Below are 18,678 nucleotides of genomic sequence, written 5' to 3'. Positions count from 1 at the left end.
CGCTGCGATGGTCGACATCAGAGTCCTCCGGAGAGTGCACAGCTGGACGCCTGCAGCGGGATCCGGACGAAGCCGCCGATCGCGACGTCGGCGTGCGCCTTCACGCAGACGAGGTCTCCGGATGAGCTGCTCGACATTCCGGCGCCAGGAACCGCGGTCGACACCGCATGTGAGGCCCGGCCCGCGTCCTCCCCTCGGCCGAGGAGGCGCGCGGCGTCGGCCGATGCGTCCTGGAGCGCGACCTGACGAGCGGCCGCGCCCAGCGCACCGGCCCCGAGCAGAAGAGTGAGGACCACCGCGGGCAGCGCGAGTGCGAGCTCGGCGGCCACCGACCCCCGCTCGCCGTCACGATCGGCGCTCATCACGACACCGTGAGCGCCCGACGCACCAGGTCGGTGAGGATGCCGCGCACCTCATCCGACCTCATGATGACGACGAGCAGCCCGGCGAAGGCCACGGCGGCCATCGTCGTGATCGCGTACTCGGCGGTGGCGGCGCCGCTGTCGTCTCCGAACAGCGTCGCGGAACGGCGCCGAGTGAGCGGAGGGAGTGTGTTCATGGGTTCCTTCTTTCCGTGTGCGGATGCGCGTGCATCCTGTGGTCGGCGGCCGTCAGAGCGGCAGCGGGGTCGAGAGGAGCACGCTCAGCAGCAGCGGGGCGACTCCCAGCAGAAGAAATGCCGGCAGCGTGCAGACTCCGAGCGGGATCAGCAGCGTCGTCGAGAGCTTCGCCGCGCGGAGGCGGCCGTCGATGCGGGATGCGTGCCGCTCCTGCCCGGCGGAGGCGCGGAGGAGTTCGCCGGCCGGCACCCCCGCGGCGTGCGACAGCTCGAGCACCGCGCGGACTCGCGCGTCATCTCCGCGATGAGACGCGGGACTCTCCGCGACGAGGCGCAGGGCCCGATCGATGGAGGCGCCGCCGGAGAGAGCGACGGCGATGAGCTCCGCCTGCATCCCCGGAGTGCCCGGCTCGGGTCGCGCGTTCCGAAGCAGTCGGTTCGTCCAGCCTCGGGCAGCGAGCACGAGGAGAAGCCCGGCCACGACGCAGGCCGCTCCCGCAGGCGTCCCGAAGATGACACCGAGAGTGTCGAAGCCGAGGGCGAAACCGAGCAGCAGACCGGCGAACGGCATCCACAGGAGCAGCCGCGCGGTTCCCGCCGGTTCAGCGAGAGCGATGCGCACATCATCGGCGGCGGACGCGGCGTCGCGAAGCGTCTCCGCGATCATGCGCAGCACATCGGCCAGAGGCGCCCCGACGGTGGTCGCCACCTCCCACGCCGCAGCGAGGTCTCGCCACGGGCCGCCCTCGGCCTCGATCGCGGCGATGAGCGAGACGCCGCCGTCGACTCGCTCCACAACCGATGCGGCGTGCGCGTCGCCGATCGAGGCGAGGTGCCTCCAGGCGACCAACGGCACCGCTCCGGCCTGCAGCAGCACGGCGAGCGTCTGCACCGCGGTCGCCGCGTCTGTTCCGGCGTCGGGGGCGCTTCTCCGTCGAGCGCTCACCACGGTCGCACCTCCTCGATGCCCAGCCGGTCTCCAGTGAGCGCGAGCACCCCCGCCTGCGCGATGCGTCGCCGCCCTCCGGGCGCCCTGTCGAGGTGCAGAACGATCGTGAACGCGCTCACCGCCTGGCGCGCGAGCGCCGTGGCGTCCATGGATGCGAGCGCGCCGAGTGCCTCGAGCCGGGCCGGCACATCGCTCAGACCGCTCGCGTGGAGGGTTCCGGCGCCGCCATCGTGTCCGGTGTTCAGAGCTGTCAGCAGCTCCCTCACCTCCTCGCCTCGGCACTCACCGACCACGAGACGGTCGGGGCGCATGCGCAGCGACTCGCGGACCAGCCGTGCGAGACTGATGCCGCCGGCGCCCTCGAGGTTCGGCTGTCGCGCCTCGAGAGCGACATGGTGGGGGTGCTGCGGGCGCAGCTCGGCGACGTCCTCGATCGTGACGATGCGCTCGGAGGTCGGCGCGGCCGACAGCAGCGCCGACAGCAGAGTCGTCTTGCCTGTGCCGGTGCCGCCGGTGATGAGGATGTTGGCGCGCTCAGCCACCAGACCGAGGAGCCAGCTGTGCTGCCTGGCGTCGAAGGCGCCGAGCTCCGCCAACGCATCGAGATCCGCGGCGCGCACTCTGGGCACACGGATCGATAGAGCCGTCCCCGAGGTCGAGATGGGCGCGAGGATGGCATGCACCCGGATGCCGGACTCGAGCCTCACATCGACGCACGGTGCCTGGTCGTCGAGATGGCGACCGCCGAGACCGACGAGCGCGACCGCGAGATCGCGAACCTCCCGCTCGGACGCGCTCCACCCGTGCACCGCCTCGGCGCCGCGCCCCCGGTCGATGAACAGCCCTGAGGCGCCGTTGACGAAGATGTCGGTGACCTCGTCGTCGGCGCAGTGCTCTGCGAGCGGACCGAAGACGGGATCGACCTGCAGCGGCGTGCGACCACCCCGTTCGGCGCCGTCGACGAGAGGCAACGTGCCGCGCGGCTGGATGACGAAGGGATCGGGCATCCCCCGAAGCTAGGCGCCGCGCTCAGCGCGCGACCCCCGCGTCGAGCGGCTCGGACGGCGTCTGTGGGCAACCCCGCCCGGGCGTTCAGCGTGCAGAGCAGGTCGCGAAGACGGACATGAGGAGTGAGCCCGACGTGGGAGCGCTCCCGAAAAAGAGAGGGCGGCATCTCACGGGGGGAATGAGATGCCGCCCACGGCGTCCCTCATGGGGGAATCGGGCACGCCAAGGCCAGAATGATAATTCGGCTGTCGTCGAGTGTACGCAAGGCGACCGTCCTGACAAAACCGGCCGGACTACCTACTTTCGGCAGTATGCGATGTCCCTGCCCGAGGCTAGATTCGCCCTGACCTGATCGCGTGCAGACGCGTTCATGCCCGCACGACCTGCCACGCCGCAAAGGAGCGCCTGCCGATGAGCAGCCAGATCGATCATCTTCTCGATGAGACCCGCCAGTTCCCGCCCTCCGAGGAGTTCGTCGCGCAGTCGGTCTCGTCCCCCGCGCTGTACGAGAGCGCTGCTGCAGACCGCGAGGCCTTCTGGGCCGCGCAGTCCGCCGAACTGCTCGAATGGCACAAGCCGTTCACCCGTGTGCTCGACTGGTCGACCCCTCCGTTCGCGAAGTGGTTCGACGACGGCGAGCTGAACGTGGCCTACAACTGCCTCGACCGCCATGTCGAAGCGGGCAACGGCGATCGCGTCGCCCTGCACTGGGAAGGCGAACCGGGCGACTCACGCACCATCACCTACGCAGAGCTCACCGACGAGGTCAAGCGCGTCGCCAACGTGCTCGAGGGCCTCGGCGTCGGCCACGGAGACCGCGTCGCGATCTACCTGCCGATGATCCCCGAGGCGGTCGCGTCGATGCTCGCCGTCGCTCGCGTCGGAGCCATCCACTCGGTCGTGTTCGGCGGTTTCAGCGCCGACAGCCTGCGGTCGCGCATCGACGACGCGGGCGCCAAGCTCGTCATCACCGCCGACGGCGGATACCGCAAGGGCCGCGTCTCGGCGCTGAAGCCGGCCGTCGACCAGGCCCTCGCGGACCGCGGAGACGGCGAGCAGCAGACCGTCGAGCACGTGCTCGTCGTCAAGCGCGGCGAGAACGAGGTCGACTGGCAGGACGGCCGCGACCTCTGGTGGCACGAGGTTGTTCCTGCCGCGTCGCCCGAGCACACCGCCGAGGCCTTCCCCGCCGAGAACCCGCTGTTCATCCTCTACACCTCGGGTACGACGGGAAAGCCCAAGGGCATCCTGCACACCTCGGGCGGGTACCTCACCCAGGCCGCGTACTCGCACAAGTACGTGTTCGACCTGCACCCCGAGACCGACGTCTACTGGTGCACGGCCGACATCGGATGGATCACCGGGCACAGCTACGTCACCTACGGCCCGCTCGCGAACGGCGCGACCCAGGTGATCTACGAGGGCACACCCGACGCCCCGCACCCCGGCCGCTGGTGGGAGATCATCGAGAAGTACAAGGTCTCGATCTTCTACACTGCGCCGACCGCGATCCGCTCGTTCATGAAGATCGGCCGCAGCGTCCCCGCGAAGTTCGACCTGTCGTCGCTGCGTCTGCTCGGCTCGGTCGGCGAGCCCATCAACCCCGAGGCCTGGATCTGGTACCGCGACGTGATCGGTGCGGGCAAGACCCCCATCGTCGACACCTGGTGGCAGACCGAGACGGGCGCGATCATGGTCTCGGCGCTCCCCGGCGTCACCGCGACCAAGCCGGGCTCCGCGCAGGTTCCGCTCCCCGGCATCTCGATCGACGTCGTCGATGAGACCGGCGCCGAGGTGGGCAACGGCAACGGCGGCCTCCTGGTGGTCACCGAGCCGTGGCCGAGCATGCTGCGTGGCATCTGGGGCGACCCTGAGCGCTACAAGGAGACGTATTGGGAGAAGTTCGAGGAGCAGGGCTACTACTTCGCGGGCGACGGCGCTCGCCTCGACGATGACGGCGACCTGTGGCTGCTCGGGCGGGTGGACGACGTGATGAACGTCTCGGGCCACCGCCTCTCGACTGCCGAGATCGAGTCGTCGCTCGTCGCTCACGAGGCGACGGCAGAGGCCGCCGTCGTGGGCGCCGCCGACGAGACCACGGGCCAGGCGGTCGTCGCATTCGTGATCATCAAGGAGAGCTACCTCTCGGCCCATGACCCTGCCGGTCTCGCTCAGCAGCTGCGCCTCTGGGTCGGCGAGCAGATCGGTGCGATCGCACGCCCCCGCGACGTGTACATCGTCGGCGAGCTGCCGAAGACCCGCTCGGGCAAGATCATGCGGCGCCTGCTGCGCGACGTCGCTGAGGGCCGCGAAGTCGGCGACACCACGACCCTCGCAGACACCGCCGTGATGAGCATCATCTCGGCTCAGGTCAAATAGGGCGGATGCAGAAACGCCCCCTCCCGATCCGGGAGGGGGCGTTCTTCATGTTCGGGTCAGGCGAGGATGAACGTGACCTCGACCTCGACCGGGCTGTCGAGCGGCAGCACCGGCACGCCGACAGCCGCGCGCGCATGACGACCGGCGTCGCCGAAGATCTCGCCGAGCACGAGGCTCGCACCGTTGATGACGCCGGGCTGGCCGGTGAAGTCGGGCGTGGACGCCACGAACCCGCCGAGCCGCAGCACTCCGCCGATCCTGTCGACCCCGCCGGCGGCGTCGGCGGCCGCAGCGAGGGCGTTCAGCGCGCAGGTGCGGGCGTACTCGTTCGCGTCTTCAGCGCTGACCTCGGCGCCGACCTTGCCCGTCGCAGGAAGCTGACCTGCGGTGAACGGCAGCTGACCGGAGGTGTAGACGAGCCCGGCATGGACGACCGCCGGAACGTAGGCGGCGACGGGTGCCGCCACCGCCGGAAGCTCGATGCCGAGCTCGGTCAGACGCTGAGAGAGGCTCACGCGGCGCCCCCTTCGAACTGGCGCGACGCCTCGGCAGCGGCCGCGAGACCGGCGTTGCCTGCGGCATCCGCCGACACCGGACGCTTGAAGTAGGCCACGAGCCCGCCCTCGGGCCCCTGGATGACCTGCACGAGCTCCCAGCCCTGCTTGCCCCAGTTGTTGAGGATCGCAGCGGTGTTGTGGATCAGCAGCGGGGTGGTGAGGTACTCCCACGTGGTCATGGCTCTCCTGTCTGGCGGCATCCGCGATGGCGGCTGCGTCAAAGGCGGTATTCAGGGAACTCCCCTACGATCTAGCGTATGCCTCAAAAGAATCGCACGGTGAAAGGTGCGCTCGGCGGAGTCCTCGGACTCGTCGGGCTGAGCACCGTCGCCGGTCTCCTCGTCGCGGCCAGCGTCACCCCTGTGCTCGCCATGACCGGTATCGCCGGGTCGCAGGCCCTCACCATCTTCGAGGACCTCCCCGAGAACCTCCAGGTCGGCGCTCCGATGCAGCAGTCCACCATCTACGCAACCGGTCTCGATGGCAACCCCGTCGCTCTGGCGTCGTTCTACGAGCAGAAGCGCATCCCGGTCGCCTACGACCAGGTGGCACCCGTGATGTACGACGCGATCCTCTCGAGCGAGGACAAGAACTTCTACACGCACGGCGGGATCAACCTCGGCGCGACGATCAAGGCCGCAGTCGGGAACGTCGCGGGCACGACCGATCGAGGCGCCTCCACGATCACCCAGCAGTACGTGAAGAACGTCCAGGTTCAGGAGTGCGAACAGGACGTCGACCCCGGAGCCGAGGACTACTCGACGCAGATCGAACAGTGCTTCCTCGATGCGGCAGTCGCGAAGGGCGGCGAGGGCGTCGAGCGCAAGCTGCAGGAGATGCGCTACGCGTTGAAGATCGAGAAGGAGTACTCGAAGAACGAGATCCTTCTCGGCTACCTCAACATCGCCAACTTCGGCGGCACCATCTACGGCATCGAAGCCGCAGCGAACCGCTACTTCTCGACCACCGCGGCGAACCTCACCCTCGCTCAGGCGGCCACGATCGCCGGCATGGTCCAGGAGCCCAACAGGTTCCGCATCGACCGCCCGGGCGGGATCTGGACCGATGACGCCGGAGTGGCGCACAACGGAGATGCCGACGGCTACAAGGACACGAAGGACCGCAGGGACTACGTCCTCGACCGGATGCTGCTCGACGCCAAGATCACGCAGGCCGCGCATGACGAGGCTGTGGCCACGCCGATCACCCCGGTGCTCAGCGAGCCCCAGCAGGGTTGCGGGGCCGCAGGCGACAACGCCTACTTCTGCCAGTACGTGAAGGCCGTCATCGAGAACGACGAGGCCTTCGGCGCCACCGCGGAGGAGCGTCGCGCGAACCTGCGTCGCGGAGGCATGGAGATCTACACCTCGCTCGACATGCGCGTGCAGCAGACCGCGATCGACGCGGTGAGGTCGCAGGTCCCGCAGGCGATGCCCGGGATCCTGGTCGGCGGCACCGGAGTGTCGGTCGAAGCATCCACCGGTCGCATCCTCGCGATGGCCCAGAACACCGTCTTCAACGAGACGACCGAAGCCAACCTCGCCGCCGGCGAGACCTCACAGGTCTTCGCTGCCGACAAGGCGCACGGCGGCTCGACCTACGGGTTCGAGACCGGATCGACGTACAAGCTCTTCACCCTTCTGAGCTGGCTCGAGTCAGGACACTCGGTGAACCAGGTGCTCGACGGCCGCCTCAAGACCTTCAGCCCCTTCACGAAGTGCGGCGACAGGGTCACGAACAGCGCCAAGATTAACAACTTCGGGAACTCAGGCGGGTCGGTGGGCAGCGTTCGGCAGTTCACTGCGCAGTCGCTGAACACCGGCTTCCTCGCGATGGCGCAGCAGCTCGACCTCTGCGACATCAACGAGGTCGCCAAGAGGCTCGGCGTCCACTACGGCAACGGCGATGACATCACGGTCGGTGGAACCACCTCCAACACCGCCCCGAACGATCCGTTCCCGACGGTCCTCGGCTCGAAGAGCGTGGCCCCGCTGCAGATGGCAGGCGCCTACGCGACTGTCGCCAACAACGGCGTCTACTGCGAGCCGCGCGTGATCGACCGGGTCATCGGTGAGAACGGAGCGGAGATCACGCCTCCTGCGCAGAACTGCTCCCAGCAGCTCACTCCCGAGGTGGCAGCCACCGCGGCGTTCGCGCTGCGCGGCGTGATGGAGGGGAACGGCACGGGAACGCGGGCGAACCCGTTCGACGGCACCCAGCTGATCGGCAAGACCGGTACCGCCGAGAAGGAGCACACGATGCTCGTCGAGTCGAGCACCAAGGTCACCACTGCGGTGTGGGTGGGGAACATCGACGGCCGCGTGCCGCTGAACGACTTCCGCAACGGCGATGGCACCCGACTCGGCGACATCCGCTACGGTCTCGCCAGGGCGATCCAGGGAGCCGCGAATGCCGTCTACCCCGCTGACCAGTTCCCCCGGCCCGACGACAAGCTCGTTCGTCAGGTGCTGACGGACGTTCCCGATGTCGTGGGCAAGTCGGTCGGCGAGGCGAGCTCGCTCATCGAAGCAGCGGGCTTCACCGCAGCCGTCGGCCCGGCCGTCGACGGCCCCGCAGGTGACGTGATCATGGCTCAGGACCCGTCCGGACAGGCCCCCAGCGGCGCGACCATCACGATCTCACCCAGCAATGGCCAGGGTGCGACCGTGCCGGACATCACCGGGCAGTCGAAGTCCGAAGCGCAGAGCGCGCTGTTCGGCGCAGGGTTCTCGTCGATCGATTTCGACGGATCGTGCAACGGACAGAACGCCTCCGTGACCTCGACCGACCCGGCAGCGAACACCGCGACCACCAAGAGCACCTCCATCAAGGTCAGCTGCAAGTGACGTCACGCCATGCGGCACACCCGGCCCTCATCGCGCTCGGCGCGGTGGGGGCCGCTGGTGCTGCGGCCGCCGTCTGGGGCATCGGCATCGAGCGCTACCTGTTCACGGTGCGCGAGGCGACGGCATCCGCTCTCGCGCCCGGCTCAGCCCCGCTGCGCGTGCTGCACATCTCGGATGCACACATGGCTCCGTGGCAGCATCGCAAGCAGGACTGGCTCGCCTCGCTCGCGCAGCTGAAGCCCGATCTCATCATCAACACGGGCGACAACCTGGGGCATCGCGATGGCCTCACGGGGATTCGCCGAGCCTTCGAGCCCCTCGCCGGCATCCCCGGCGTCTTCGTGCACGGCTCGAACGACGTGATCGGCCCGTCGCCGCGCAATCCGATCCGGTACTTCGCGGGCCCGTCGGAGCGACCGCGAGAGCTGAACTTCCTCGACACCGATGCGATGGACGCCTACTTCACCGACGAGCTCGGATGGACGAGTCTGAACAACGCCGCTGCGCGGCTCACGGTCGCCGGCAACCCGCTCGACCTCTTCGGCGTGAGCGACGCGCACTGCGACTGGGATCGCCTCGAGGATCTGCCGGGGGCGATCGACTCCCTCGGACCGCGACCCTCCGACACGACCGTGCTCGGGGTCACCCACGCGCCGTATCAGCGCGTACTGAACGGCTTCGTCGACCTCGGTGCCGATGCGGTCTTCGGCGGTCACACGCACGGCGGCCAGGTCTGTCTGCCGGGATTCGGTGCTCTCGTCGCGAACTGCGACATCCCTCTGAAGCAGGCGAAGGGCCTCAGCACGTGGACGCAGGGCGACCGCACGGTTCCGCTCAACGTCAGCGCCGGCTGCGGGCACTCGATCTACGCACCGGTGCGATTCGCATGCCGCCCGGAGGCGACGCTGCTCACGCTGACGGCGCGCGGTTGACGCCTCGATTCGGTGCTGAGAGCTTTTCGCTGTAGACTCGGAGGGTTGCAAAACGGGGTGTGGCGCAGCTTGGTAGCGCGCTTCGTTCGGGACGAAGAGGTCGCAGGTTCAAATCCTGTCACCCCGACCAGTAACACCGGAAGGCCGTCCTCACGGGCGGCCTTCTCTGTATCCGTCCCGAGGTGAAAGGCACCGTGTGAGTCGTCTGCTCCCTCCCCCGCGCCGGCTCACCCGCGGTATCGCGCTCGCTCTCGGCATCCCGTTCTTCGTCGGTCTGGCGCTGCTCACACTCACGCCCGAGCGCGTCGAGAAGTCGATGCCGAACCTGCTCGATCTCGTGCTCTCCTCCGCGCACCGCCTCGGGTGGGAGTCTCTCGATTTCACGCGCCTGGAGATCATCGCCAACGTGCTGGTGTTCGTGCCCATCGGCATCCTCGCGTTCCTCCTCGTGCCGCGCCGCTTCTGGCCACTGGCGATCGTGCTCGGACCGGCGCTATCGCTCTCGATCGAAGTTCTCCAGCGGCTCGTGCTGCCCCACCGTGCGGCCACCCTCACCGACGTGGTCGCGAACTCCGGCGGCGCCCTGATCGGAGTCGCCCTCGCGATCATCGGCACGCTGCTCTTCGCACCGCGTCTCTCTCAGCATCGCCCGTCTACGCTGGAGGCATCATGACCTCGCCTGCACTCGTCGCCTTCGACCTCGACGACACCCTCGCCCCGTCGAAAGAGCCCATCGACGCGCGGATGGTCTCGCTGCTGCTCGCGCTGCTGCAGAAGGTCGATGTCGCGATCATCTCGGGCGGCAACGAGGCGCAGTTCCGCGCACAGGTGGTCGCTCGGCTCGGAGCCATCGATGACGAGTCCGCCGCACGTCTGCATCTGCTGCCGACCTGCGGCACCCGATACCTGCGGCACGACGGCTCGGACTTCTCACCTCTCTACGCCCACGACCTCACCGCCGAGCAGAAGTCCGACGCCTTCACCGCACTGCGCGAAGAGGCGGAGCGCCTCGGACTCTGGGAGGCGCAGCCCTGGGGCGAGATCGTCGAAGACCGAGGATCTCAGATCACCTTCTCGGCGCTCGGGCAGAAGGCTCCCCGCGAGGCGAAACACGACTGGGACCCATCGGGTGCGAAACGTGAGGCGCTTCGAGACGCCGTGGCCGCGCGACTCCCCGACCTCGAGGTGCGATCCGGCGGCTCGACCTCGATCGACATCACCCTCGCCGGCATCGACAAGGCGTTCGGCATGAAGCAGCTCGCCGAGCACACGAGCATCCCGCTCGGCTCGATGCTCTTCTACGGCGACCGGCTCGACGAGGGCGGCAACGACTACCCCGTGCTGGCGATCGGAGTGCCCTCCGTGGCCGTGGAGGGCTGGGAGGACACCGCCGACAAGCTCGACGAGCTTCTGCGGACTCTCTGACCCTCGACGTCAGCATCCGCGCACCCCGCGCGGAGGAGTTCTAGCATGTCGGTATGGAACCGCTGCTGATCGTCGTCTGGACCGCGGGCGTCGCGAGCGCGGCATGTTGGCTGCTCTCACTCGTGACCCGTGACACCTCCTGGGTGGACCGTGCGTGGTCGATCGTGCCCGTGGTCTACCTCTGGATCTTCGCGGGATCGGCCATCGCGAGCGGCGAGGATGCCGGTCGCCTGGTGCTGATGGCATCCCTCGTGACCGCGTGGGGTGTGCGGCTGACGTTCAACTTCGCCCGCAAGGGCGGGTACGCCGGCATGGAGGACTACCGATGGGCGATCCTGCGGCGCCGGATGAAACCCTGGCAGTTCCAGATCTTCAATCTGCTGTTCATCGTCGTCTACCAGATGACGCTGCTCGTGCTGATCACTCTGCCCGCCGAGATCGCGCTGCAGAACCCCGCCCCGCTGAACGCGTGGGACCTCGTCTTCGGCGCCCTCTTCCTCGCGCTGCTGGTCGGCGAGACGCTCGCCGACCGCGAGCAGTGGGAGTTCCACCGGCGAAAGAAGCAGGCCGGCGGCACACTGGCCCCTGGCTTCGCCACGGAGGGACTGTTCCGCTACAGCCGCCACCCCAACTTCTTCTTCGAGCAGAGCCAGTGGTGGGTGCTCTACGCGATCGGGGCGAGCGCCGCCGTGGCATCGGGTGCAGGCTTTCTCGGCGGCGCGATCAACTGGACGATCATCGGCCCGATCCTGCTCAGCGTCCTGTTCGTCGGGTCGACGATCTTCACCGAGTCCATCACTGCAGGAAAGTACCCGGCGTACGCCGACTATCGCCGCAGCACGTCGATGCTCATCCCCTGGCCGCCGCGGGCGCGGCCGGTCACCGAGCCCGCGGCCTGACTCCGAAGGACGTCAGCGCACCACCGCGTCGGAGGCCGTGCGCGTCACCGGCACGAGGCGGGTGAGCTGCGTGACGTGCGAGGGCTCGAGCTCGGCGAGCGAGGCGACGCCCAGAAGCCGCATGGTGCGCTCGATCTCGGTGCGCAGGATCTCGATCGTCCGATCGACACCCGCACGCCCACCCGCCATGAGGCCGTAGAGATAGGCGCGACCGATCAGGGTGAAGTCCGCGCCGAGCGCCACCGCCGCCACGATGTCCGCGCCGTTCATGATCCCGGTGTCGACCATGACGGTGAAGTCGTCGCCCACCGCCCTGCGGACCTCGGGAAGGAGGTGGAACGGGATGGGCGCGCGGTCGAGCTGGCGCCCGCCGTGGTTGGAGAGCACGATGCCGTCGACGCCGGCGTCACGCAGCCGCATCGAGTCCTCGACGTTCTGCACTCCCTTGATCACGATCTTCCCGGGCCAGATGTCGCGGATCACGGCGAGGTCGTCGTAGCTGATGGTCGGGTCCATGGCGGCGTCGAGCAGCTCACCGACCGTGCCGCCGGTGGTGCTTAGCGAGGCGAACTCGAGCTTGGGCGTCGTGAGGAAGTCGTACCACCACCATGGCCGAGGGATCGCGTTGATGATCGTGCCGAGAGTCAGCTGCGGCGGGATGCTGAAGCCGTTGCGCTTGTCACGCAGCCGCGCGCCGGCGACAGGCGTGTCTACCGTGAACTGCAGGGTGTCGAAGCCCGCTGCCGCTGCACGACGGGTGAGCTCGTACGAGATCTCACGATCGCGCATGACGTAGAGCTGGAACCAGTTGCGGCCGTGCGGGTTGGCAGCCTTCACGCCCTCGATCGACGTCGTGCCGAGCGTCGACAGCGTGAACGGGATGCCGGCCGCCGCTGCGGCCCCCGCACCGGCGACCTCGCCCTCGGTCTGCATGAGACGCGTGAACCCGGTCGGGGCGATGCCGAACGGCAGAGCCGACGGGCCGCCGAGGATGTCGACCGAGGTATCCACCGACGGAGCCGGACGAAGGATGCCGGGGTGGAACTCCACGTCCTGGAACGCCTGCCGAGCACGCGTGAGCGACAGCTCGCCCTCGGCCGCGCCGTCGGTGTAGTCGAACGCCGCCTTCGGGGTGCGACGCTTCGCGATCGTGCGCAGGTCTTCGATCGTGAGCGCCGAGTCGAGACGGCGCTTCTTGCCGTTGAACTCGGGCTTCTTGAACTTCATCAGGTCGAGAAGCTCTGCGGGGTTGGGAACCTGGCGCTGGACCATGGCTTTCCTCTCAGTCAGTGGGTCGGGTGCTGCGGGTCAGCCCCGCCGCGGTGTAGTAGCCGGTGATGTGTGCGCGCACGAGGGACCGGGCCGTCGTGGCGTCGCCCGCTTCGATGGCGTCGATGATGGCCCGGTGCTCGGCGCGGAGGACGTCAGCCATGGCGCCCCAGTCGTCGATCGCGGCGGCGCCCTGCTGCACATACGACTCGATCGCCGTGCGCAGCCCCGCCATGATCGCCGCGACCACGGTGTTGCCGCTGGACTCGGCGAGTGCGAGGTGCAGCTGTGCGTCGAGCGCGAGGAACTCGGCGGGCGTGAGCGCGTGGGCGTCCATCGCCTCGAGCACTCGGTGCGCGCCGACGAGATCGGGGGCATCCTGACCTGCCAGCGCGGCGGCCACGGCGTCTTCGAGCAGCAGACGGGTCTGCACCACATCCGCGAGCGGGAATCCCTGTGCGGCGACCTGGAGAYGCAGCAGCGTCGACATGCCGCCGGTCGGCGTGGCGATCACGATCGCACCGGACTGCGGCCCTGAGCCGGTGGACGTGCGGATCAGGCCCATCACCTCGAGCACGCGCAGAGCCTCGCGAACGCTGGAGCGGCCGACCCCGAGGTCGGCGGCGAGGTCGCGTTCGGAGGCGAGTCGATCGCCGGGGCCGATTCGCCCGTCGAGGAGATCTCGCTCGACGTGCTCGAGCACGAGGCGCCAGGCGCGAGCAGGCTGCTCCGGCATCCACTCTCCTCGTCGTTCGCGTTCGGTGGCGTCAGCAAGGCGCCCTGTGTGGTCTGACCACAGTAGCGCGTGTGGTCAGACCACGCAATCGCCGTCCACAATTCAGCAGGAACACCGCGATCGGGGCCGCATCGGGCCGCGGCGCGTGATTCCGCGAGAGCTCATGCTGAACTGTGGACGGCAGCCCGTCGTCACGGCACACAGAACCAGCGCACAGCATCCACCGGACGCGCTGCGCCGGGTTGTCGAGCGGGCTCTCAGCCCAGGCGCCCGCCGGACTCCTCGAGGTAGCACGCACCGCACAGCGACTCGTACGTGGTGATCTCCGGCGCCGCCGACCCGTCGGCGCCCTCGTCGATGGCGACCTGATCGCCGTCGAAGACGAAGCGCCCGCCGACCACCCGGCCGTTGAAGACGGCCTTGCGCCCGCAGCGGCAGATGGTCTTCAGCTCTTCGAGAGAGTGCGCGATGGCGAGCAGCCGCGCGGAGCCGGGGAACGCGTGGGTGAGGAAGTCGTTGCGGATCCCGTAGGCGATCACCGGGATGCCGTCTTCGATCGCGATGCGGAAGAGATCGTCGACCTGCTCAGAGGTGAGGAACTGCGCCTCATCGATCAGAAGGCACGCGACGTCGAGCGCTCGACCTGTGAGGTGCTCACCTGCAGCCGCGCTGCGCACCGCCGTCCGATGCTCGGCGAACAGCGCACGGGCGTCGACATCGGGGGCGATGAGGAAGTCGACCTCTCGGGTGACGCCCAGACGGCTCGCGATCTCGGATGCGCCCTTGGTGTCGATCGCGGGCTTGGCGAGCAGCACGTGCTGACCGCGTTCCTCGTAGTTGTACGCGGCCTGGAGCAGCGAGGTGGACTTGCCCGAGTTCATCGCCCCGTAGCGGAAGTAGAGCTTCGCCACCGGGGAGCTACTCGTTGATGCCGAGAGTGGCCGCTGTCGCCGCGGTGGACTTCGCCGCCAGCTCTGGATCCTTGTTCAGCTGCTCGCCGAACGTGGGGATGAGCTCACGCAGCTCGGACTCCCACCCGGGGTACTCGTCGGGGAAGCACTTCTTGAGCAGATCGAGCATGATCGGCACGGCAGTGGAGGCACCGGGCGACGCACCGAGCAGACCGGCGATCGAGCCGTCGGCAGCCGAGACGACCTCCGTGCCGAACTGCAGGATGCCGCCCTTCTTGGGATCCTTCTTCATGACCTGCGCGCGCTGACCTGCGTCGATGAGGGTCCAGTCCTCGTCCTTCGCGGTCGGCATGAACGTGCGCAGGCTGTCGACCTTCTTCGCATGGTTCTTGAGCAGCTCGCCGACCAGGTAGGTGATGAGGTCGGGGTTCGCGAAGGCGACCCGCAGCATCGGCCACAGGTTGTGCGTGCGCACCTGCGACACGATGTCGAGCATCGAGCCGTTCTTGAGGAACTTGGGGCTGAACGTCGCGAACGGCCCGAACATCAGCGAGGCCTCGCCGTCGACCACGCGCGTGTCGAGATGCGGCACCGACATGGGCGGTGCTCCGACGGACGCCTGCGAGTAGACCTTGGCCTTGTGCTGGGCGACGATATTCGGGTTCGAGGTCTTGAGGAACTGCCCGCCGATCGGGAACACGCCGTACCCCTTGATCTCGGGGATGCCCGACCGCTGCAGCAGCTTGAGAGCCCAGCCGCCCGCGCCGACGAACACGAAGCGCGCCTTGATCTGGTTCGGCGTGCGCCCGATGGTCGTGCGGTAGTTGATGAGCCAGGTGCCGTCCTTCTGCTTCTTCAGGCTCTTGACCTCGTGGTTGGTGCGCAGCGTCACACCCGATTCGGTGAGGTGATCGAACAGCTGGTGCGTCAGTGCACCGAAGTCGACGTCGGTTCCCGCGGGCACCCGCGTGGCGGCGAACGGCTCGCCCTTGCGGCGCTGCTGCATCAGCAGCGGTGCCCACTTGTTGATGACGCGCGAATCCTCGCTGTACTCGATGCCGTCGAACAGCGGCTGCTTCTTGAGGACCTCGTAGCGGTCCTTGAGGTACTTGACGTCCTTCTCACCGCGGACGAACGTCATGTGCGGGGTCGCGTTGATGAAGGTCGACGGCGCGTCGAGCACTCCCCTGTCGACCAGCGACGACCAGAACTGGCGGCTCTGCTGGAACTGCTCGTTGATCGAGACGGCCTTGGCCGGGTCGAGCGGAGCACCCTTCTGCTGCGGCATGTAGTTCAGCTCGCAGAGGGCCGCGTGGCCTGTGCCCGCGTTGTTCCAGGGGTTGGACGACTCCTGAGCCACATCGGAGAGTCGCTCGAAGGCGACGATCTTCCAATCCGGCTGCAATTCGTGCAGCAGGGTACCCAGGGTGGCGCTCATGATGCCACCACCGATCAAGACGACATCGACGGTTTCGGTCACCGGAACAGTCTAGTTCGAGGTCACGGCACTGCTGACCACGCGGGCCGGCCTGACCAGACCGGTTCCGCATGACGGAGATGCGGTCAGGCTATGACGGCCAGGCGCTTGGCGAGGATCTCGGCGATCTGCACGGCGTTCAGCGCCGCTCCCTTGCGCAGGTTGTCGTTGCTGATGAACAGCACGAGACCCTTGTTCTCGGGTGCGGACTGGTCGGCGCGGATGCGGCCCACGAAGCTCGGGTCCTTGCCCGCGGCCTGCAGCGGGGTGGGCACCTCTTCGAGGACGACGCCGGGCGCTGCGGACAGCACTTCGGTGGCGCGCTCGGGGGTGATGTCTCTCGCGAACTCGACGTTGATCGAGAGGGAGTGGCCCGTGAAGACCGGCACACGCACGCATGTGCCGGCGACGCGCAGATCGGGAAGCTCGAGGATCTTGCGGCTCTCGTTGCGCAGCTTCTTCTCTTCGTCGGTCTCGTTCTGGCCGTCGTCGACGAGGTTGCCCGCGAACGGGATGACGTCGAAGGCGATCGGGGCGATGTACTTCTCGGGCTCGGGGAAGTCGATGGACGAGCCGTCGTGCACGAGACGCAGTGTGTCGCCCTGGGCGAGCACGCCCTCGACCTGGCCGAGGAGCTCCTGGGCACCGGCGAGACCGGAGCCGGAGACGGCCTGGTAGGTCGAGACGATGAGCCGCTCGAGGCCGGCTTCGGCATCCAAGGCCTTCAGCGCCGGCATCGCGGCCATCGTGGTGCAGTTCGGGTTCGCGATGATGCCGCGAGGGCGGTCGTCGATCGCATGCGGGTTGACCTCGCTGACGACGAGCGGAACCTCGGGGTCGTTGCGCCAGGCGCTGGAGTTGTCGACGACGACGGCTCCGGCCTCGGCGAATCGCGGAGCGTACGCGCGGCTGGCGGTCGCACCGGCCGAGAAGAGGGCGATGTCGATGCCCCCGGCATCCGCGGTCTCGACGTCTTCGACGATGACCGTCGCTCCGCCGAACTCGATGGCCGTGCCCGCAGAGCGCGACGACGAGAACAGGCGCAGCTCGCGGATCGGGAAGGATCGCTCGATGAGAATCTCGCGCATCACGGTGCCCACCTGGCCGGTGGCGCCCACGATGGCGACGGAGAGTCCTGAGTCGGAGATGCGGGTCATGATGTTCCTTGGCGTCGTGCAGTGCTGCATGCGAGGCTTCGGGCGCGACGTCGGGGTGCGGATGCCGCGCCTGGCGCCGATGTCAGGGTTTCGGTGAGTCTATCGTGCCGTGCGCCGGTCGAGGACCGTCGCGGCCGCCGACCCGCTGGGCGGCGGCCGGTGGGCCGGCGCGGTACGACCGGCTGGACGATTCCCGCCCGGCGGTCAGCACGCGGGCGGAGCGTCCGCCCAGCGGGGAGATCCCCGCCGTCCGTGCTCGATCAGCGGCCGGTGCCGGCGTGGACGGTCGCCTCGGCGTCGCCGTCGAGTCCGTACGCGGTGTGCACGGTGCGGGCGGCCTCGGCCAGGTCTGTGTCTCGGAGCACGACCGAGATGCGGATCTCGGAGGTCGAGATCATCTCGATGTTGATGCCACCGGCCGACAGCGCTTCGAACAGCACCGCCGAGACACCGGAGTGCGTGCGCATGCCGGCGCCCACGACCGACAGCTTGCCGATCTGGTCGTCGTGCACGAGGTTCTGGAAGCCGACCTCGGTCTGCTCTCCCGCGAGCGCCTTGAGCGCCGCGGCCGAGTCGGCCTTGGGAACCGTGAACGAGATGTCGGTGCGGCCGGTGGCCGACACGTTCTGCACGATCATGTCGACGTTCGCACCCGATCTGGCGACGATCTTGAAGATCTCCGCGGCCTTGCCCGGAACATCGGGGACGCCCGCGACAGTGATCTTGGCCTGGCCGAAATCGGTGGCGACACCGGCGACGATCGGTTCTTCCATGGCTGCTGCTCCCTCGGCTTCGCGAGGGTTCTTCATGCCCTCGCCCAGAACGTATGTGCCCTCGGACGACGAGAACGTCGAACGGGCGTGAATCAGGACGCCGTGACGGCGTGCGTACTCGACGGCGCGGATGTAGAGCACCTTGGCCCCGTTGGCGGCGAGTTCGAGCATCTCCTCGCTGCCGATGTGATCGAGCTTCTGCGCCTTCGGGATGACGCGGGGGTCAGCCGTGAAGATTCCGTCGACGTCGCTGTAGATCTCGCAGACATCCGCATCGAGGGCCGCGGCCAGAGCGACGGCCGTCGTGTCGGAGCCGCCACGACCGAGCGTGGTGATGTCGCGGGTGTCGCGGTTGAAGCCCTGGAACCCGGCGACGATGACGATCGCCCCCTCGTCGAGGGCTTCGCGCAGGCGGACGGGCGTGACATCGACGATGCGCGCCGCGCCGTGCTGCGAGTCGGTGATCATTCCGGCCTGGCTGCCGGTGAACGAACGCGCCTCGAAGCCCATCGAGTGGATGGCCATGGCGAGCAGCGCCATCGAGATGCGCTCACCGCTCGAGAGCAGCATGTCGAGTTCGCGCGGGGCGGGGATCGGCGCGACCTCGTTGGCGAGATCGAGCAGCTCGTCGGTCGTGTCGCCCATCGCGCTCACGGCGACGACGACGTCGTGCCCCGCTCGTCGCGTGTCCACGATGCGCTTGGCGACGCGCTTGATGCTCTCTGCGTCGGCGACTGAGGAGCCGCCGTACTTCTGCACGATGAGGGCCACGTTCACTCCCTGGGATGTCGGGCGGATCCG

18 protein-coding genes and 1 tRNA gene are annotated in these 18,678 nt (G+C 68.3%); 7 read left to right on the top strand and 12 right to left on the bottom strand.

The window, feature by feature from the left end; translation table 11 throughout:
• Positions 1-17: 17 nt before the first annotated feature.
• Genes AC04ME_RS09140 through AC04ME_RS09125 form a run of 4 tightly spaced genes read right to left on the bottom strand, consistent with a single transcriptional unit; the run spans position 18 to position 2,515 of the window.
• Positions 18-362, bottom strand: coding sequence for a TadE family type IV pilus minor pilin (locus tag AC04ME_RS09140; protein WP_367823533.1), 345 nt, complete (start codon positions 360-362; stop codon positions 18-20).
• Positions 362-559: a DUF4244 domain-containing protein gene (locus AC04ME_RS09135; protein ID WP_042539672.1), complete on the bottom strand. Its 198-nt coding sequence runs from the start codon at positions 557-559 to the stop codon at positions 362-364. The genes AC04ME_RS09140 and AC04ME_RS09135 overlap by 1 nt, the downstream gene beginning before the upstream one ends.
• 52 nt (positions 560-611) lie before the next feature.
• Entirely contained in the window at positions 612-1,505 is an 894-nt protein-coding gene (locus tag AC04ME_RS09130) for a type II secretion system F family protein (RefSeq protein ID WP_042539698.1), read from the bottom strand.
• Positions 1,502-2,515, bottom strand: coding sequence for a TadA family conjugal transfer-associated ATPase (locus AC04ME_RS09125; RefSeq protein WP_475434657.1), 1,014 nt, complete (start codon positions 2,513-2,515; stop codon positions 1,502-1,504). The genes AC04ME_RS09130 and AC04ME_RS09125 overlap by 4 nt, the downstream gene beginning before the upstream one ends.
• A 412-nt stretch (positions 2,516-2,927) precedes the next feature.
• On the opposite strand from AC04ME_RS09125, the gene acs reads away from it, so the two are divergent.
• On the top strand, positions 2,928-4,895 hold the full coding sequence (acs, locus tag AC04ME_RS09120) for an acetate--CoA ligase (RefSeq protein WP_309690408.1): 1,968 nt from the start codon (positions 2,928-2,930) through the stop codon (positions 4,893-4,895).
• Positions 4,896-4,951: 56 nt separating this feature from the next.
• On the opposite strand, the gene AC04ME_RS09115 is transcribed toward acs, so the two are convergent.
• Together AC04ME_RS09115 and AC04ME_RS09110 are read right to left on the bottom strand one after the other, a co-directional pair.
• Positions 4,952-5,410, bottom strand: coding sequence for a RidA family protein (locus tag AC04ME_RS09115; protein WP_056373681.1), 459 nt, complete (start codon positions 5,408-5,410; stop codon positions 4,952-4,954).
• Positions 5,407-5,631, bottom strand: a complete 225-nt coding sequence (locus AC04ME_RS09110; protein WP_042539664.1) for a DUF4177 domain-containing protein — start codon at positions 5,629-5,631, stop codon at positions 5,407-5,409. Before AC04ME_RS09110 ends, AC04ME_RS09115 begins: the two co-directional genes overlap by 4 nt.
• 78 nt (positions 5,632-5,709) lie before the next feature.
• Here AC04ME_RS09110 and AC04ME_RS09105 point away from each other — a divergent pair, with 78 nt between their 5' ends.
• From AC04ME_RS09105 to AC04ME_RS09080, 6 genes are all read left to right on the top strand, one after another.
• Positions 5,710-8,298, top strand: coding sequence for a transglycosylase domain-containing protein (locus tag AC04ME_RS09105; RefSeq protein ID WP_042539662.1), 2,589 nt, complete (start codon positions 5,710-5,712; stop codon positions 8,296-8,298).
• Positions 8,295-9,230 carry a metallophosphoesterase gene (locus AC04ME_RS09100; protein ID WP_042539660.1) on the top strand — a complete coding sequence of 312 codons (936 nt, stop codon included), beginning with the start codon at positions 8,295-8,297 and terminating at the stop codon, positions 9,228-9,230. Before AC04ME_RS09105 ends, AC04ME_RS09100 begins: the two co-directional genes overlap by 4 nt.
• Before the next feature lie 53 nt (positions 9,231-9,283).
• Positions 9,284-9,360: transfer RNA gene (locus AC04ME_RS09095), tRNA-Pro, on the top strand.
• A 66-nt stretch (positions 9,361-9,426) separates the two neighbouring features.
• Positions 9,427-9,903 (top strand): VanZ family protein, encoded by a 477-nt coding sequence (locus AC04ME_RS09090; RefSeq protein WP_475434654.1) that lies wholly within the window; start codon positions 9,427-9,429, stop codon positions 9,901-9,903.
• Positions 9,900-10,655 carry an HAD-IIB family hydrolase gene (locus tag AC04ME_RS09085; protein ID WP_042539658.1) on the top strand — a complete coding sequence of 252 codons (756 nt, stop codon included), beginning with the start codon at positions 9,900-9,902 and terminating at the stop codon, positions 10,653-10,655. Before AC04ME_RS09090 ends, AC04ME_RS09085 begins: the two co-directional genes overlap by 4 nt.
• Before the next feature lie 53 nt (positions 10,656-10,708).
• Positions 10,709-11,554 carry a DUF1295 domain-containing protein gene (locus AC04ME_RS09080; protein WP_475434651.1) on the top strand — a complete coding sequence of 282 codons (846 nt, stop codon included), beginning with the start codon at positions 10,709-10,711 and terminating at the stop codon, positions 11,552-11,554.
• Positions 11,555-11,566: 12 nt separating this feature from the next.
• Here the strand turns inward: AC04ME_RS09080 and AC04ME_RS09075 are convergent, their stop codons facing one another.
• The 6 genes from AC04ME_RS09075 to AC04ME_RS09050 all read right to left on the bottom strand — a co-directional run bounded on the left by AC04ME_RS09075 (position 11,567) and on the right by AC04ME_RS09050 (position 18,648).
• A complete protein-coding gene (locus AC04ME_RS09075; RefSeq protein ID WP_079113326.1) occupies positions 11,567-12,826 on the bottom strand; it encodes an alpha-hydroxy acid oxidase in 1,260 nt (419 codons plus the stop codon).
• Positions 12,827-12,836: 10 nt separating this feature from the next.
• Positions 12,837-13,559, bottom strand: a complete 723-nt coding sequence (locus AC04ME_RS09070; RefSeq protein WP_475434650.1) for a FadR/GntR family transcriptional regulator — start codon at positions 13,557-13,559, stop codon at positions 12,837-12,839.
• 257 nt (positions 13,560-13,816) lie between these two features.
• The gene (locus AC04ME_RS09065) at positions 13,817-14,470 is read right to left on the bottom strand and encodes a thymidine kinase (RefSeq protein ID WP_475434648.1); all 654 of its coding nucleotides are present in this window, start codon (positions 14,468-14,470) and stop codon (positions 13,817-13,819) included.
• A 7-nt stretch (positions 14,471-14,477) separates the two neighbouring features.
• Positions 14,478-15,950 carry a malate:quinone oxidoreductase gene (locus tag AC04ME_RS09060; protein ID WP_475434646.1) on the bottom strand — a complete coding sequence of 491 codons (1,473 nt, stop codon included), beginning with the start codon at positions 15,948-15,950 and terminating at the stop codon, positions 14,478-14,480.
• A gap of 83 nt (positions 15,951-16,033) precedes the next feature.
• On the bottom strand, positions 16,034-17,104 hold the full coding sequence (locus AC04ME_RS09055; RefSeq protein ID WP_475434644.1) for an aspartate-semialdehyde dehydrogenase: 1,071 nt from the start codon (positions 17,102-17,104) through the stop codon (positions 16,034-16,036).
• 260 nt (positions 17,105-17,364) lie between these two features.
• Positions 17,365-18,648: an aspartate kinase gene (locus AC04ME_RS09050; RefSeq protein ID WP_042539694.1), complete on the bottom strand. Its 1,284-nt coding sequence runs from the start codon at positions 18,646-18,648 to the stop codon at positions 17,365-17,367.
• Positions 18,649-18,678: the final 30 nt, after the last annotated feature.

This window comes from Microbacterium sp. LjRoot205 (assembly GCF_056175745.1).
This window is presented reverse-complemented; position numbering and strand designations above follow the sequence as displayed.